The following is a 14275-nucleotide window of genomic DNA, read 5'->3' as shown; positions in this document are numbered from 1 at the left end:
CCGTTCGTGTTGTGGCCAAGCTATGACCCAGCTGAGTCCTGCTCGGGCTTACTGCGCCGGGGCGGGTGGCCATTACCCTTGCTGTTCGGCTCCCGTACGACCGGCCTGCCGACGACCCACCGTGCCCAACTCATCGGAACGCGAGATACATGACCGTCAACGACGATGTCCTGCTTGTCCATGGCGGAACCCCGCTTGAGGGCGAGATCCGTGTCCGCGGTGCGAAGAACCTCGTACCGAAGGCCATGGTCGCCGCCCTGCTGGGCAGCGGTCCGAGCCGGCTGCGCAACGTACCCGACATCCGCGACGTGCGTGTCGTACGCGGACTGCTGCAGCTGCACGGTGTGACCGTCCGTCCGGGTGAGGAGCCCGGTGAGCTGATCCTCGATCCCTCGCACGTCGAGAGCGCGAACGTCGCCGACATCGATGCCCACGCGGGCTCGTCGCGCATCCCGATCCTCTTCTGCGGCCCGCTGCTGCACCGGCTGGGCCACGCCTTCATCCCGGGCCTCGGCGGCTGCGACATCGGCGGCCGGCCGATCGACTTCCACTTCGAGGTGCTGCGGCAGTTCGGCGCGAAGATCGAGAAGCGGGAGGACGGCCAGTACCTGGAGGCCCCGCAGCGGCTGCGCGGCACCAAGATCCAGCTGCCGTACCCGTCGGTGGGCGCGACCGAGCAGGTGCTGCTGACCGCCGTCCTCGCGGAGGGTGTCACGGAGCTCTCTAACGCGGCCGTGGAGCCGGAGATCGAGGACCTGATCTGCGTCCTTCAGAAGATGGGCGCCATCATCGCGATGGACACCGACCGGACGATCCGCATCACCGGTGTGGACTCGCTCGGCGGCTACACCCACGCGGCCCTCCCGGACCGCCTGGAGGCCGCCTCCTGGGCTTCCGCGGCGCTGGCGACCGAAGGCAACATCTACGTCCGCGGCGCCCAGCAGCGCTCGATGATGACGTTCCTGAACACCTACCGCAAGGTCGGCGGTGCCTTCGAGATCGACGACGAGGGCATCCGCTTCTGGCACCCGGGCTCTCAGCTCAAGTCCATCGCGCTGGAGACGGACGTCCACCCCGGCTTCCAGACGGACTGGCAGCAGCCGCTGGTCGTGGCCCTGACGCAGGCCACCGGCCTGTCGATCATCCACGAGACGGTGTACGAGTCCCGGCTGGGCTTCACGTCCGCGCTGAACCAGATGGGCGCGCACATCCAGCTCTACCGCGAGTGCCTCGGCGGCTCGGTCTGCCGCTTCGGCCAGCGCAACTTCCTGCACTCCGCGGTCGTTTCGGGCCCCACCAAGCTCCAGGGCGCCGACCTGGTCATCCCGGACCTGCGCGGCGGCTTCTCGTACCTGATCGCGGCGCTCGCGGCGCAGGGCACGTCCCGCGTCCACGGCATCGACCTGATCAACCGCGGCTACGAGAACTTCATGGACAAGCTCATCGCCCTCGGCGCGAAGGTCGAACTCCCGGGCAAGGCGCTCGGCTAGGCACCGCCGCGGACCCGTCCGCGTACGACGATGGGGCGGCCCCCCTGAAAGGGGCCGCCCCATTGGCGTTGCTGGGCCTTGTACGTGTCCCGCGTCCCGCGTCCGAGGGGAACGTACCGGCGCCGGACTAGTTGCCCTTGGCGGCTTCCTTGAGCTTGCTGCCCGCGGAGACCTTCACGCTGAAGCCGGCCGGGATCTGGATCGGGTCGCCGGTCTGCGGGTTGCGCGCGGTGCGAGCGGCACGGTGGGTGCGCTCGAAGGTCAGGAAGCCGGGGATGGTCACCTTCTCGTCGCCCTTGGCGACGATCTCGCCGACGGTCTCGGCGAAAGCGGCCAGAACGGCGTCGGCGTCCTTGCGGGTCACCTCGGCACGGTCGGCCAGCGCGGCCACCAGCTCACTGCGGTTCATGTTGTTACTCCCGTGTTCTTCTTGCTGTTGAGGCGTGCCACGCGGCGGAGCCGCATATCGGGCACAGTGAAGCCGATGCTGCCAGGGGCCTCGGTCGGCTCCCGGACCCGGGTCCGTTGCCGGACCGTGGCGCCCGAAGACGCATCCTGCCCCCACCTGCGGCGGGAAAGCCAATCCGGCACCCCTGGGAGTCACACGAACACCCTTGGGGGTCACACGAAGAGGCCCCTGCGAGGCCTGAGCCTGGCCGCCACCCTAGAGGCGGCCACAGGCCCCGCGTTCCGCGACGCGCCGGGTTCCGGGCGGTCGTGGCGCCCGTCACAGACGGGAGGACGGCCGGTGCGGCACGGGCGGACGGCCCGGCTCGGCCCGTACTACGCGCTCGTGTTGGCCGCGTCCGCCGTCCCCGCCGCCTTCGCCGCGTCCCGCACCGCTCCGGCGACCGCGCCCGCGACCTTGTCGTTGAAGACGCTGGGGATGATGTAGTTCGGGTTGAGCTCGTCCTCGGTCACCACGTTCGCGAGCGCGGCCGCGGCGGCCAGCATCATGTCCGTGTTGACGGTACGCGACTGCGCGTCCAGGAGCCCGCGGAAGACACCCGGGAACACCAGGACGTTGTTGATCTGGTTGGGGAAGTCGGAGCGGCCGGTGGCCACAACTGCCGCGGTCTGGCGGGCGATTGCCGGGTCGACCTCGGGGTCGGGGTTCGCGAGCGCGAACACGATGGAGTTCTCGGCCATCGAGGCGACGTCGTCGCCGTCGATCACGTTCGGGGCGGAGACGCCGATGAACACGTCGGCGCCCTGCACCGCCTCCTTCAACGTGCCCGTGAGGCCTTCGAGGTTGGTGTTGTCGGCGATCCAGCGCAGCGGCGAGCCGGCGGCGGCGTCCACGAGGTCGGCGCGGTCCGCGTGCACGACGCCGTGGATGTCGGCGACGACGGCGTTCTTCACACCCGCGGCGATCAGCAGCTTGAGGATGGCCGTACCGGCCGCTCCGGCGCCGGACATGACGACCCTGATGTCGCCGATCGCCTTGCCCGCGACGCGAAGTGCGTTGGTCAGGGCCGCGAGGACGACGATGGCCGTGCCGTGCTGGTCGTCGTGGAAGACGGGGATGTCCAGGGCCTCGCGCAGCCGGGCCTCGATCTCGAAGCAGCGCGGCGCGGAGATGTCCTCCAGGTTGATGCCCGCGAAGCCGGGGGCGATCGCCTTGACGATCTCCACGATCGCGTCGGTGTCCTGGGTGTCCAGGCACAGCGGCCAGGCGTCGATGCCGGCGAAGCGCTTGAAGAGGGCCGCCTTGCCCTCCATGACGGGCAGCGCGGCCTTCGGGCCGATGTTGCCGAGGCCCAGCACCGCGGAGCCGTCCGTCACGACCGCAACGGAATTGCGCTTGATCGTGAGGCGGCGGGCGTCCTCGGGGTTCTCGGCGATCGCCATGCACACCCGGGCCACACCCGGGGTGTAGATCATGGAGAGGTCGTCACGGTTGCGGATCGGGTGCTTGGACTGCATCTCGATCTTGCCGCCGAGGTGCATGAGGAACGTACGGTCCGAGACCTTGCCGAGGGTCACGCCCTCGATCCGGCGCAGCTGCTCGACGATCTCGTCGGCGTGCGAGGTGGAACTCGCCGCGATGGTGACGTCGATCCGGAGCTTCTCGTGGCCGGACGCGGTCACGTCGAGGCCGGTCACCGAGCCTCCGCTGGACTCCACGGCCGTGGTGAGCTGGGAGACCGCGGTTCCGCTCGCGGGCACCTCCAGCCGGACCGTCATCGAGTAGGAGACGCTGGGCGCCGTTGCCATGGCCGACTTCCTCTGCTGTTCACCGAGTCACTGCTTGTGCCGTCCGATCGTCGCACCTACCCCTGAGTACGCGGTAGTCGCCCCGGATTGCGAACGTTTTGTTCGCCGGGTGGTGCCGTTTCGGAAAACGGATTCCACTCTACGAGAGTGGCTCGGGTGACGAAAGAGGCCCACGTCACGGATGACGTGGGCCTCTTCAGGTCCCTCGGGAGGGACGACGTTCAATGACACCGACCCGCCATGCTCGCCTCGCGGCAAGTGGTCGCTCGTGGCGACGAAGGTTGGGCCCGGGGGCTTGGATCGGGCCGGTGTCACGTCAAAGGTAACAAAGGATTCCCGTGGAGCAATTCCCGTCCCGGGAGTTCTTTTCGCCGGGCCCCGGACGCGGGGGCGTCACCCCGCCGCGGGAGGACGTCACCCCGGCCGGGCGGGGGGCGTCACCCCGGCCGAGGGGGGACGTCAGTCCCGCAGGAGGTCGGGGACTCCGTTCGGGTCGGGCTCGTCGCGGTCGCTGGAGACGACGGTCAGCTGCTGGGTCGCCCGGGTCAGGGCCACGTACAGCACCCGCAGTCCCGCGGGCGACTCGTCGGCGATCTCCGCGGGCGAGACGACCACCGTCGCGTCGTACTCCAGGCCCTTGGCCTCCAGGCTGCCCAGGGCCACCACACGGTCCCCGAGCCCGGCGAGCCAGCGGGCGGCCTCCTCGCGCCGGTTCATGGCGACGACGACGCCCACGGTGCCGTCGACCCGGTCGAGGAGATGGGCGGCCTCGGCGCGCACGGTCTGCGCCAGCGAGTCCCGTACGACCGCGAACCGGGGTTCGACGCCGGTGGACCGTACGGCGGACGGGGACTCGGAGCCCGGCATGGCGAGCGCGAGGACCTTGGCGGCCAGCTCGGCGATCTCCGCCGGGTTGCGGTAGTTGACGGTGAGGGTGAAGCGGCGCCGGGGACGGGTGCCTAGCGCCTCGTCACGGGCCTCGGCGGCCTCGTCGGGGTCGGACCAGGAGGACTGGGCCGGGTCGCCCACGACCGTCCAGGTGGCGTGCCGGCCGCGGCGGCCGACCATCCGCCACTGCATCGGCGTGAGGTCCTGTGCCTCGTCGACGATGACGTGCGCGTACTCGGTCCGCTCCTGGGCCAGCCGCTCCGCGCGCTCGCGCTGGGTCTCCTCGCGCACCGGCATGAGCTCCTCGAGCCCGGTGAGCTGGTCCAGCGGGTCCAGTTCGCGGCGCTTCCTGGGCCGGGCGGGCGCCCCGACGATCGCCTCCAGCTCGTCGAGCATGGCCACGTCGTGCACGGAGAACCCGTCCCGCTTGAGCGAGCGCGCCACCCGGCGGACCTCGCCGGGGTTGAGGATCCGGCGCGCCCAGCGCCCGAGGCGCCGCTCGTCGGCCATGGCCGCCAGCACCCCGCGCGGGGTCAGCTCGGGCCACCAGGCGTCCAGGAAGGCGAGGAAGCTGTCCTCGGAGGTGACGTCCTCGTCGAACGAGGACCGCAGCTCGGCGGCCAGCTCCGGGTCCGCGTGCCGGGTCCCGGCGCCCGACTTCGACCACAGCGCGTCCAGCAGCAGCCTGCGGGCCCGCGGACGCAGCAGGTTGACCGGCGCGGTCCCGCCGAGCGCGTTGTGCTTGATGCGGTCCAGTTCGGCGGACTCCAGTTCCAGCCGGCGCCCGAAGGCCACGACCCGCAGCCGGGTCGGGGTGCCCGCGGGGGCCGCGTCGGGCTCTCCCAGGGCGAGCTGACCGGAGGAGGCTCCCGCGGGCGCGGGCGGGCTCTCCAGCGCCCCGCGGGCCGCCTTCCGCAGCACCTTCAGCATCCGGTACGAGCCCTTGGCGCGGGCGACGGCCGGGGAGTCGTACAGCGTGGCCGCGACGCCGTCGACGAGCGAGCCGATCGCGCGGATCGCGACCTGGCCCTCCTCGCCGAGCGAGGGCAGCACGCCCTCGGTGTAGGCGACGAGCAGCGGGGTCGGGGAGACGATCAGGATGCCGCCCGCGTACCGGCGGCGGTCCTGGTAGAGGAGGTATGCGGCCCGGTGCAGGGCGACGGCGGTCTTGCCGGTGCCGGGGCCGCCCTCGACGTAGGTGACGGAGGCGGCGGGCGCGCGGATCACCAGGTCCTGCTCGGCCTGGATGGAGGCCACGATGTCCCGCATGGTGTGGCTGCGGGCCTGCCCGAGCGCGGCCATGAGCGCGCCGTCGCCGATGACGGGCAGCTCACGGCCGTCGAGGGAGGCCTTCACCTGCGGGCGCATGAGGTCGTCCTCGACGCCGAGGACCCGACGGCCCTTGGAGCGGATGACCCGGCGGCGCACAACCCGGCCGGGGTCGACCGGGGTGGAGCGGTAGAACGGGGCGGCGGCTGGTGCCCGCCAGTCGATCACCAGCGGGGCGTACTCGGCGTCCAGGACGCCGATACGGCCGATGTGGAGCGTCTCCGCGATGTCGGCGGTGTTGTCCTCGCGGACCGCGCCCTCGGCGGGTTCCACGGCCGTGTAGGCGCCGTCGGGCCCCTTCACGCCGTCCTTGCCGCGGAGCAGGTCGATCCGGCCGAACAGGAAGTCCTCGAACTCGTTGTTGAGACGGTTCAGGTGGATCCCCGCGCGGAACACCTGGGCGTCCCGCTCCGCGAGCGCCCCTGGCGTGCCGACGTGACCGCGCTGGGCGGCGTCGTGCATGAGGAACTCGGCCTCGTGGATCTTCTCCTCGAGGCGCCGGTAGACCCGGTCCAGATGCTCCTGTTCGACACCGATCTCACGGTCCCGTACGGAGTCGTCCTTGACGGATTCGTCCGGCACGGATGTGCGGACCGAGCCGAGCGCGGTTTTCTGCTGAGCCTGAGCGGCCACCGGGCGCCCCCTTCTGACGTGCTGGGCAGCCGTCAACCGTACGCGAAGGGAGGCCCGCCGGGCTACGTGCGCGCCCGGAGTCCGCTCACGCCTTCACCTCGACCAGGCGCTTCCCGCCGAAGGTCATGACCTCGAAGTGATCGATCTGGTTCGGCGTGAAGGCCGCGCCGCCGTGGACGTAGAGCGGCTGCTTGGCCTGCTCCGTCTTGGCGTTGGGCGTGCCGTAACCCCACTCCGGGACCGACCAGGACGTGACCGTCTCGCGCTCGCCGTTCTTGCCGACGGCGATCAGGGAGCACTTCTCGGGGCCGGTGACGTTCTTGAGCTGGAGGACGGCGTGGGTGCCCCAGTCCTTCGGCTCGATCGCGACGACGGCGCTGACCTTGGTCTTCGGGTCGGTGGCCGACGACTTGTCGGTCATGACCTCGAAGGCGGCCTTGGCCGGGCTGGTGGCCATGGCCTGCGGCACGTTCGTCCCGGTGTCGCTGCCGCCGTTGACCGCCATGACGGTCAGCGGACCGCCGATGATCAGCGCGGCCGCGGCCGCCACCAGGTACATGCCGCGACGGCGCTTCTGCGCGCGGCGCGCGGCGACCTCGTCGACCAACCGTTCGGCGAGCCGTGGGCTCGGGCGGGCCGAGAGGGACTCCGCGATGGCCGGGCTGCCCTGCGAGGCGGGCAGGTCGGCGAGTGCCGCGAGCATCGGCTCCATGCCGGCGAGCTCGTCGAGCTGCTGGGCGCACCACTCGCAGGAGGCGAGATGCTCCTCGAAAGCGGTTGCTTCGATGTCGTCGAGAATGCCGAGCGCGTAGGCGCCGACAGTCTCGTGAATGTTGTCCCCGGACCCTTGCTGTCCTCGTGGACCTTGCATGGCTCCCGGACCACCCGTTCCGTAACCCCCGTACGTGTTCATGCCGTCACCCCCCGCTCCTCAAGAGCCAGCTTCATCGACCGAAGGGCGTAGAAAACCCGTGAGCGCACAGTGCCGCTGGGAATGCCGAGCGTTTCGGCCGCCTCATTGACGGTACGCCCTTTGAAGTAAGTTTCGACCAATACTTCCCTGTGAGCAGGGGTCAGGTCGTCCAGCGCGTCCGACAGTGTCATCAGCCACAACGCCTTGTCGATCTCGTCCTCCGCGGGGATGACCTCCAGCGGCGACGGGTCGACCTCCTGAGGCCGGGCCTGCCGGCTGCGGTGGCCGTCGATGACGATGCGCCGGGCGACCGTCACCAGCCAGGGGCGTACCGAACCGGTCGCTCGATTGAGCTGGCCGGCGTTCTTCCAGGCCCGGATGAGTGTTTCCTGCACAACATCCTCGGCGCGCTGCCGGTCTCCGGCCACCAGGCGCAGCACGTAGGCCAGCAGGGGCCCCGCGTGTTCCCGGTACAACGCTCGCATCAGCTCTTCGTCGGGTTCGGTCGACGAAGACTGCTGAGACATGCGATGTCGGGCCCTTGGCCTGTGTTCATCAGCCACGGCTGAATCCTTGCGCACGCCTACCTCCGGTGTCCGGGGGTTCCCCCAGTCGGTCGCTCATCACCGGGTACGTGTGCTGGTACGCGGGTGTTCAAAGTGTTCAGTATTTTTTCTGGTGAAGATGTGTAGACGGCGAAAAGAATGCGCATCGATCACGTCGAGTCACGTGTAAATCACGCTCAGATGTGATTCAGGCGCGTGCCAGGGCGGCCCGGCGCCGGTGGCGGGCCACGCGTTCCCGATTGCCGCACACCTCACTTGAGCACCAGCGCCGGCGTCGGCCGCGCGAGGTGTCGAGATAGACGATCGGGCAGGTGTCACCCTCACACTCTCTCAGACTCGCACGCGCTTGCGGGTCGGTGAGCAGGTCGAGGGCGTCCCGGGCCACCACGGAGAGCAGTTCGTCCCGGTACGGAGGGGTGCGCAGTTCCCGGCGCAGCGTTCCGTCGTCGGCGCGGGCGGCCCAGGGGGCGGGCGGGGCCGCCAGGGCAACGGTGTTGACGCGGGCGAGGGCGCCGTCTGCGGGCCGCCCGTCCAGCTCGCCGCGCACCAACCGGGCGACGTCCGCGCGCAGTTCCCGGAAGCCGAGCAGCCAGGAGGCGTCCACGGCGGCCAGCACGGTGCCCGGGGGCACCAGTCCGGACGCGACGACCCAGGCGCTCAACCGGGCGGCCGAGTCGAGGCGTTCCTCGGGATGGGTGGTCGCCGTCAGGTCCAGGCAGATCCGCCCGGAGTCGAACCGCAGCTCGTACGGGGCCGTGGCCATGCCCGATGCCATGCGCCTGTCACCGCCTTGGGGTCACCCGCCGTCGTACCCCCTACAGTGCATCCCCCGGCGCCCCGCCGGAAGACTCGGCACCGGTCCCGTACCGGATGCGTGCGGGATGCGCACCGGGCGCCGGGCGCGCGCCGCCGCGGACGCCCGCGTACGCGGTCTCAGGCGTCGGCGTACTTGGCATCGGCGGCCGGGTCGAGCGCGAGCCGGTAGCCGCGCTTGACGACCGTCTGGATCAGTCTGGGCGCGCCGAGTGCCGTGCGCAGGCGGGCCATCGCGGTCTCCACGGCGTGCTCGTCGCGGCCCGACCCCGGCAGCGCGCGCAGCAGTTCGGCGCGGGCGACCACCCAGCCGGGGCGTCGCGCGAGGGCCCGCAGCAGTGACATCCCGGCGGGCGGTACGGGCCGCAGCGCCCCGTCGACCACGACCGCGTGGCCCCGGATCTCCACGTGGTGCCCGGCCACAGGCAACGTCCGTGCCCGGCCGGGCAGTTCCTGGCAGAGCAGCTGGACGAGGGGGCCGAGCCGGAAGCGTTCGGGCTGGACGGTGTCGACGCCCGCGGCCTGGAGCGGCAGCGCGGTGACCGGGCCGACGCAGGCGGGCAGGATGTCGTGGTGCAGCGCGGCGAGGAACTCCGCGCGCAGGCCGCGCTGTTCGGCCCGGGACAGCAGGGAGGCCGCGGCGGGCGCGCTGGTGAAGGTGAGGGCGTCCAGGCCGCGGGTGAGGGCCGCGTCGATCAGCCGGTCGACGGGGGCGATGTCCTCGGGAGGCATCCAGCGGTACACGGGCACGAGGACGACCTCGGCGCCGGCGGCCCGCAGCGACTCGACGAACCCGGGCAGCGGTTCGCCGTGCAGCTGTACGGCGATCCGGCGGCCGTCCACGCCCTCGTCGAGCAGCCGGTCGAGCACCTCGGCCATGGACTCGGAGGACGGCGACCACTCCTCGGTCAGCCCCTGGGCCCGGACCGCGCCCTTGACCTTGGGCCCGCGTGCGAGCAGTTCGACGCCCCGCAGCCGGGCCAGCAGTTCCTCGCCCAGGCCCCAGCCGTCGGCGGCCTCGACCCAGCCGCGGAAGCCGATGGCGGTGGTGGCCACCACCACGTCCGGTGCGTGGTCGACCAACTCCTTGGTCGCGGTGAGCAGTTCACCGTCGTCGGCGAGCGGCACGATCCGCAGGGCCGGCGCGTGCACCACGGTGGCGCCGCGCCGCTTGAGCAGCGCGCCCAGTTCGTCGGCCCGGCGCGCGGCCGTCACCCCCACGGTGAACCCGGAGAGAGGCCCGTGTCCGGGTCGCTGCTGTTCGTCGTCCATGGGTTCTCGTCTCGCGCTCGTCGAGTCGTCGTACGGGTCTGTGCTGTCGTACGTCGTGGCCGGTCCGAGCCTGTCAACGGACCGTGACAGGCTCGGATCAAGGTGATGTCGGGCGTGTTACGTCATACCTCGGCGTAGCTGAGCTGGGCCTTCGTCCCGGCGGCGGTGGTACTCGCCGGGATCGCGGCGGCCGGGCGGCGAAGGTATACGGCCCAGGTGACCGCGAACGCGACGGCGTAGAAGGCGAGGAAGGTGACGAAGGCGCCGGTGCCGCTGCCGGAGTCGAGGAACGACTGGCGGAAGGCGAGGTTGATGCCGACGCCCCCGAGCGCGCCCACGGCTCCGATGAGCCCCATGGCGGCCCCGGAGAGCCGCCGTCCGTGACGGACGGCCTCCTCCCCTTCGAGCCCCGCTTCCAGGGCCTTCCGCTGGAAGATGCCGGGGATCATCTTGTACGTCGACCCGTTGCCGAGTCCGCTGAGCACGAAGAGGACCACGAAGACGGAGACGAACAGCGGCAGTGACTTCTCCCTGCCGGCGAACACCAGGACCCCGGTCGCGGCGGCCATGGCGACGAAGTTCCACAGGGTGATCCTGGCGCCGCCGTGGCGGTCGGCGAGCCATCCGCCGACGGGCCGGATCAGCGAGCCGAGCAGGGGGCCGACGAAGGTGAGGTAGGCGGCCTGGAGCGGGGTGCGCCCGAACTCGACCTGGAGCACCTGTCCGAAGGCGAAGGCGTAGCCGATGAAGGACCCGAACGTCCCGATGTACAGGAACGCCATGATCCAGGTGTGCGCGTCCTTCGCGGCGTCCAGGGCCGCGCCGGTGTCGTTCTTGACGGTGGCGAGGTTGTCCATGAACAGGGCGGCGAGGACGGCGGCCGCGACGACGAGCGGGATGTAGATGCCGAGGAGCACCCGGGGCCCGCCGCTCGCCCCGATGACGGCTAGCGCCACGAGCTGGATGACCGGGACGCCGATGTTGCCGCCTCCCGCGTTGAGTCCGAGCGCCCAGCCCTTCCTGCGCAGCGGGAAGAAGGCGTTGATGTTGGTCATGCTGGAGGCGAAGTTGCCGCCGCCGACGCCGGCCAGCAGGCCGACCACGAGGAACGTGCCGAACGAGGTGCCGGGTTTCATCACCACGAACGCGGCGACGGTCGGCACGAGCAGCAGGCTCGCGGACACGACCGTCCAGTTCCGGCCGCCGAAGAGCGCGACGGCGAAGGTGTAGGGCACCCGCACCACGGCACCGACCAGCGTCACCATCGAGGTGAGCAGGAACTTGTCGGCCGGGGTGAGCCCGTACTCCGGTCCCATGAACAGGACCAGCACCGACCACATGGTCCACACCGAGAACCCGATGTGCTCGGACAGCACGGAGAAGATCAGATTGCGGCGGGCGGTCCGTTCCCCCTTCTCCGCCCAGAAGACCTCGTCCTCGGGATCCCACGTCTCGATCCAGCGGCCGCCCCGCGCGGGGGCCGTACTCGTGGCTGGGGCAGTCATCTCACGCCTCCGTTGGTTCTCCGGGCTCACCTGGTTCTCCGGGCTCACCGACCTGCTGTTTCCCGAAGGTAGGGAGGACGCGTTTCCGTGCTGTGGCTGTGAGTGACCTGAAGGGAACGTTGCTCTCACCCGGCCCCGGACCCGTCGGTGAGGACGGGGCCGGGGCCGGGTGAGGAGGGGTCCGGAGCCGGGTGAGGACGGGTCCGGCGGGCGGTGCCGGACGGTGTCCTCGCCCGGGGCGGTCAGACGGACGCGTTGTGGTACGAGGTGATGGCCCAGCTCCCGTCTTCGGCGCCGTCGCGGACGAGCACCCAGGTCGCCCGGTGCTGCCGGCCGGCGGGAACCTCGCTCTCCCCGGCCAGGAGGATCCCGGCCTCGCTGACGACGACGGCCGTGCCGGGCCGCGGGAACCGGATCCGGCGGGGCTCGTCGAGCGGCCGGGACCCCTTCAGCGGCCCGTCGAACGCGGCCGCGATGTAGGCGCGGATCTCCTCGCGCCCGTCGTTGAAGACGCCGGGCATCACGACGGTCGCGTCCTCGGTGTAGAGCTCGGCGAAGGCGTCGGCGTCGTAGTCGGCCCAGGCGGAGTAGAGACGGTCGAGGACGGCTCGGACGGCCTGGCTGTCGTCGGTGGTGGTCATGACGGTTCCTTCCGTTCGGTCGGGTCGGACGCCGGTATGTACCTCCGGGCCGTCCCGGACTCATCGGTGCCGGGGCGATGAGTCCGGGCGGGTCCTGAGGTACATACCGGTGAGTGACGGAACGCGGCCGAGGAGCAGAGCATGCGGACGGATGACGAGGACCGCCCCGGCGGGGACGACGAGGACTCCGGGCGGCGCGACGGCTCCGCGAAGCGTCCGGACCTGGACGGGCGGGACGACTTCGAGGAGCGGACGGCGCCCTACCGGCGCGAACTGCTGGCCCACTGCTACCGGATGGTCGGTTCGGTGCACGAGGCCGAGGACCTGGTGCAGGAGACGATGCTGCGGGCCTGGCTCGCCTACGACCGCTACGACCCCGCCCGCGCGTCCCTGCGCACCTGGCTGTACCGCATCGCCACCAACCGCTGCCTGACCGCGCTGCGCGGCCGCACCCGCAGACCCCTGCCGTCGGGCCTGGTGGGCGCGTTGGAGGACCCCGGGGCGCCGATGACCCTGGGGGCGGAGGTGCCGTGGCTGGAACCGTTCCCCGACGGGGGCGTGCACGGCCGGGTCCACGGCGCAGGGGCCGCGGCCGGGGACCCCGCGGGCGTGGTCGCCGCCCGGGGCAGTCTGCGCCTGGCGCTGGTCGCCGCGATGCAGTTGCTGCCCCCGCGGCAGCGGGCCGCCCTCATCCTGCGGGACGTCCTGGCCTGGCCGGCGACCGAGGTGGCCGAGGCCCTCGGCACCTCGACGGCCTCCGTGAACAGCGCGCTCCAACGGGCCCGCGCGCGGCTCGGCGAGGCCGGTCTGACCGAGGACGAGGTGACGGAACCGCCGGACCACGGGCAGCGCGCGGTGATCGACCGCTATCTGCGCGCCTTCGAGGACGCCGACCTCGACGCCCTGCGCACCCTGCTCACCCGGGACGTCGTCCTGGAGATGCCCCCGGTCCTCAACTGGTACGTCGGCCCCGACGCCTACATCGCCTTCATCGCCCGCGTCTTCGCGATGCGCGGCACGGACTGGCGGCTGCGCCCGACCTCGGCCAACGGCCAGCCCGCGCTGGCGGCGTATGTCCGCGCCCCCGGAGAGGACAGGCACCGCCTGCACACCCTCCAGGTCTTCACGGCGGACCACGGCGCGGTGAGCCACACGGTGGTCTTCCAGCTCCCCTCGGTCTTCGCGGCGTTCGGGCTGCCGGAGGAATGGGAGGGATGGGCGGGTTAGGCGGGACAGCTCGCCCGGCGTCAGGGGCCGGGGGTCGGGGTTACGGGGTGGGGGGTCCGTACGGGGTCGAGGGTCCGTACGGAGTGGTGGGTCCGTACGGAGCGGTGGGGGGTCCGTACGGGCCGTACGGGCCGGCGGGTCGTGCCCCGTAGCCCGCGGTCGGTGGCAGGTACCGGACCCGTCCGCCCTCCTCCGTCACCGGCGCGAACCCGGCGGCGTGCAGCAGAGCCGCGAACTTGGCGTTCCGCTTGCGGGTGACGAGGACACCGATGCCGAGGAGGGCCATCAGCAGCGCCCACAGGCCCCCGGCCACCGCGAAGGCGACGGAGCTTCCGCCCGCCCGTACAGCGAGGACGGCGCACCCGACGGTGAGACCGAGCGCCGAGTACCCCATCCGCTTCTCGGCGTTCTTGCCGGTGAGGTCGAAGTTGATGCGGGCCTTGAGGAGTTCGAGGGCGTCGGGGACGACGGGCGGCAACGAGACCCCGTCACCGGCCCGCGGATACTGCGCCCAGTTCTGCGCGGCCCGCGCCTGGGCCTGCGGGCCGGGGTCGGGCACGATGATCATCGTGAGCGCGTTGTCGCGGCCGGCACCCCGGCGCACGTCCGCGTACTCGTAGCCGAACTGCTGGGCTACGAAGGCGAGTCGGGCCAGCTTCTTCACGGAGGCCATCGGGCTCGTGAGCTGCACCGCCTGCCCCTGAGCCATCAGCCGGAACATCTTCCGGACCTGCCGCTTGCCCACGTTTCCCCAACTCCCCCGTCGTACTCGACTGTTCAC

At 71.4% G+C, this 14275-nt stretch carries 12 protein-coding genes; 2 read left to right on the top strand and 10 right to left on the bottom strand.

The genetic code is table 11. The features are described from left to right. Window positions 1-149 precede the first annotated feature (149 nt). Window positions 150-1490 (top strand): UDP-N-acetylglucosamine 1-carboxyvinyltransferase, encoded by a 1341-nt coding sequence (gene murA / locus ACFWI4_RS09490; RefSeq protein WP_339129611.1) that lies wholly within the window; start codon window positions 150-152, stop codon window positions 1488-1490. Window positions 1491-1617: 127 nt separating this feature from the next. Here the strand turns inward: murA and ACFWI4_RS09485 are convergent, their stop codons facing one another. The 9 genes from ACFWI4_RS09485 to ACFWI4_RS09445 all read right to left on the bottom strand — a co-directional run bounded on the left by ACFWI4_RS09485 (window position 1618) and on the right by ACFWI4_RS09445 (window position 12267). Then, window positions 1618-1899, bottom strand: a complete 282-nt coding sequence (locus ACFWI4_RS09485) for an HU family DNA-binding protein (RefSeq protein WP_037619258.1) — start codon at window positions 1897-1899, stop codon at window positions 1618-1620. Between the two features lie 374 nt (window positions 1900-2273). Further along, entirely contained in the window at window positions 2274-3707 is a 1434-nt protein-coding gene (locus tag ACFWI4_RS09480) for an NAD-dependent malic enzyme (RefSeq protein WP_385405138.1), read from the bottom strand. Between the two features lie 459 nt (window positions 3708-4166). Next, window positions 4167-6557: a HelD family protein gene (locus ACFWI4_RS09475; RefSeq protein ID WP_385405136.1), complete on the bottom strand. Its 2391-nt coding sequence runs from the start codon at window positions 6555-6557 to the stop codon at window positions 4167-4169. 85 nt (window positions 6558-6642) lie between these two features. Further along, entirely contained in the window at window positions 6643-7428 is a 786-nt protein-coding gene (locus ACFWI4_RS09470) for an anti-sigma factor family protein (RefSeq protein WP_387192871.1), read from the bottom strand. 38 nt (window positions 7429-7466) lie between these two features. Beyond that, window positions 7467-7997: a sigma-70 family RNA polymerase sigma factor gene (locus tag ACFWI4_RS09465; protein ID WP_037619265.1), complete on the bottom strand. Its 531-nt coding sequence runs from the start codon at window positions 7995-7997 to the stop codon at window positions 7467-7469. 226 nt (window positions 7998-8223) lie between these two features. Next, window positions 8224-8811, bottom strand: coding sequence for a CGNR zinc finger domain-containing protein (locus ACFWI4_RS09460; RefSeq protein WP_385405131.1), 588 nt, complete (start codon window positions 8809-8811; stop codon window positions 8224-8226). A 158-nt stretch (window positions 8812-8969) separates the two neighbouring features. Further along, a complete protein-coding gene (locus tag ACFWI4_RS09455; protein ID WP_387192868.1) occupies window positions 8970-10121 on the bottom strand; it encodes a uroporphyrinogen-III synthase in 1152 nt (383 codons plus the stop codon). Window positions 10122-10243: 122 nt separating this feature from the next. Then, the gene (locus ACFWI4_RS09450) at window positions 10244-11626 is read right to left on the bottom strand and encodes a nitrate/nitrite transporter (RefSeq protein ID WP_387192865.1); all 1383 of its coding nucleotides are present in this window, start codon (window positions 11624-11626) and stop codon (window positions 10244-10246) included. Window positions 11627-11868: 242 nt separating this feature from the next. Beyond that, window positions 11869-12267 (bottom strand): SgcJ/EcaC family oxidoreductase, encoded by a 399-nt coding sequence (locus ACFWI4_RS09445; protein WP_387192862.1) that lies wholly within the window; start codon window positions 12265-12267, stop codon window positions 11869-11871. Window positions 12268-12408: 141 nt separating this feature from the next. Here ACFWI4_RS09445 and ACFWI4_RS09440 point away from each other — a divergent pair, with 141 nt between their 5' ends. Further along, on the top strand, window positions 12409-13494 hold the full coding sequence (locus tag ACFWI4_RS09440) for a sigma-70 family RNA polymerase sigma factor (protein ID WP_387192859.1): 1086 nt from the start codon (window positions 12409-12411) through the stop codon (window positions 13492-13494). Between the two features lie 40 nt (window positions 13495-13534). Here ACFWI4_RS09440 and ACFWI4_RS09435 read toward each other — a convergent pair whose 3' ends face one another. Next, on the bottom strand, window positions 13535-14239 hold the full coding sequence (locus ACFWI4_RS09435; RefSeq protein ID WP_387192856.1) for a hypothetical protein: 705 nt from the start codon (window positions 14237-14239) through the stop codon (window positions 13535-13537). Window positions 14240-14275 lie beyond the last annotated feature (36 nt).

The sequence above is a fragment of the Streptomyces sp. NPDC127038 genome, from assembly GCF_042725875.1.
In the GTDB taxonomy this organism is placed as follows: Bacteria; Actinomycetota; Actinomycetes; order Streptomycetales; family Streptomycetaceae; genus Streptomyces.
The sequence above is the reverse complement of the archived record's forward strand: the minus strand, read 5'-3'. Positions and strand labels throughout refer to the sequence as shown.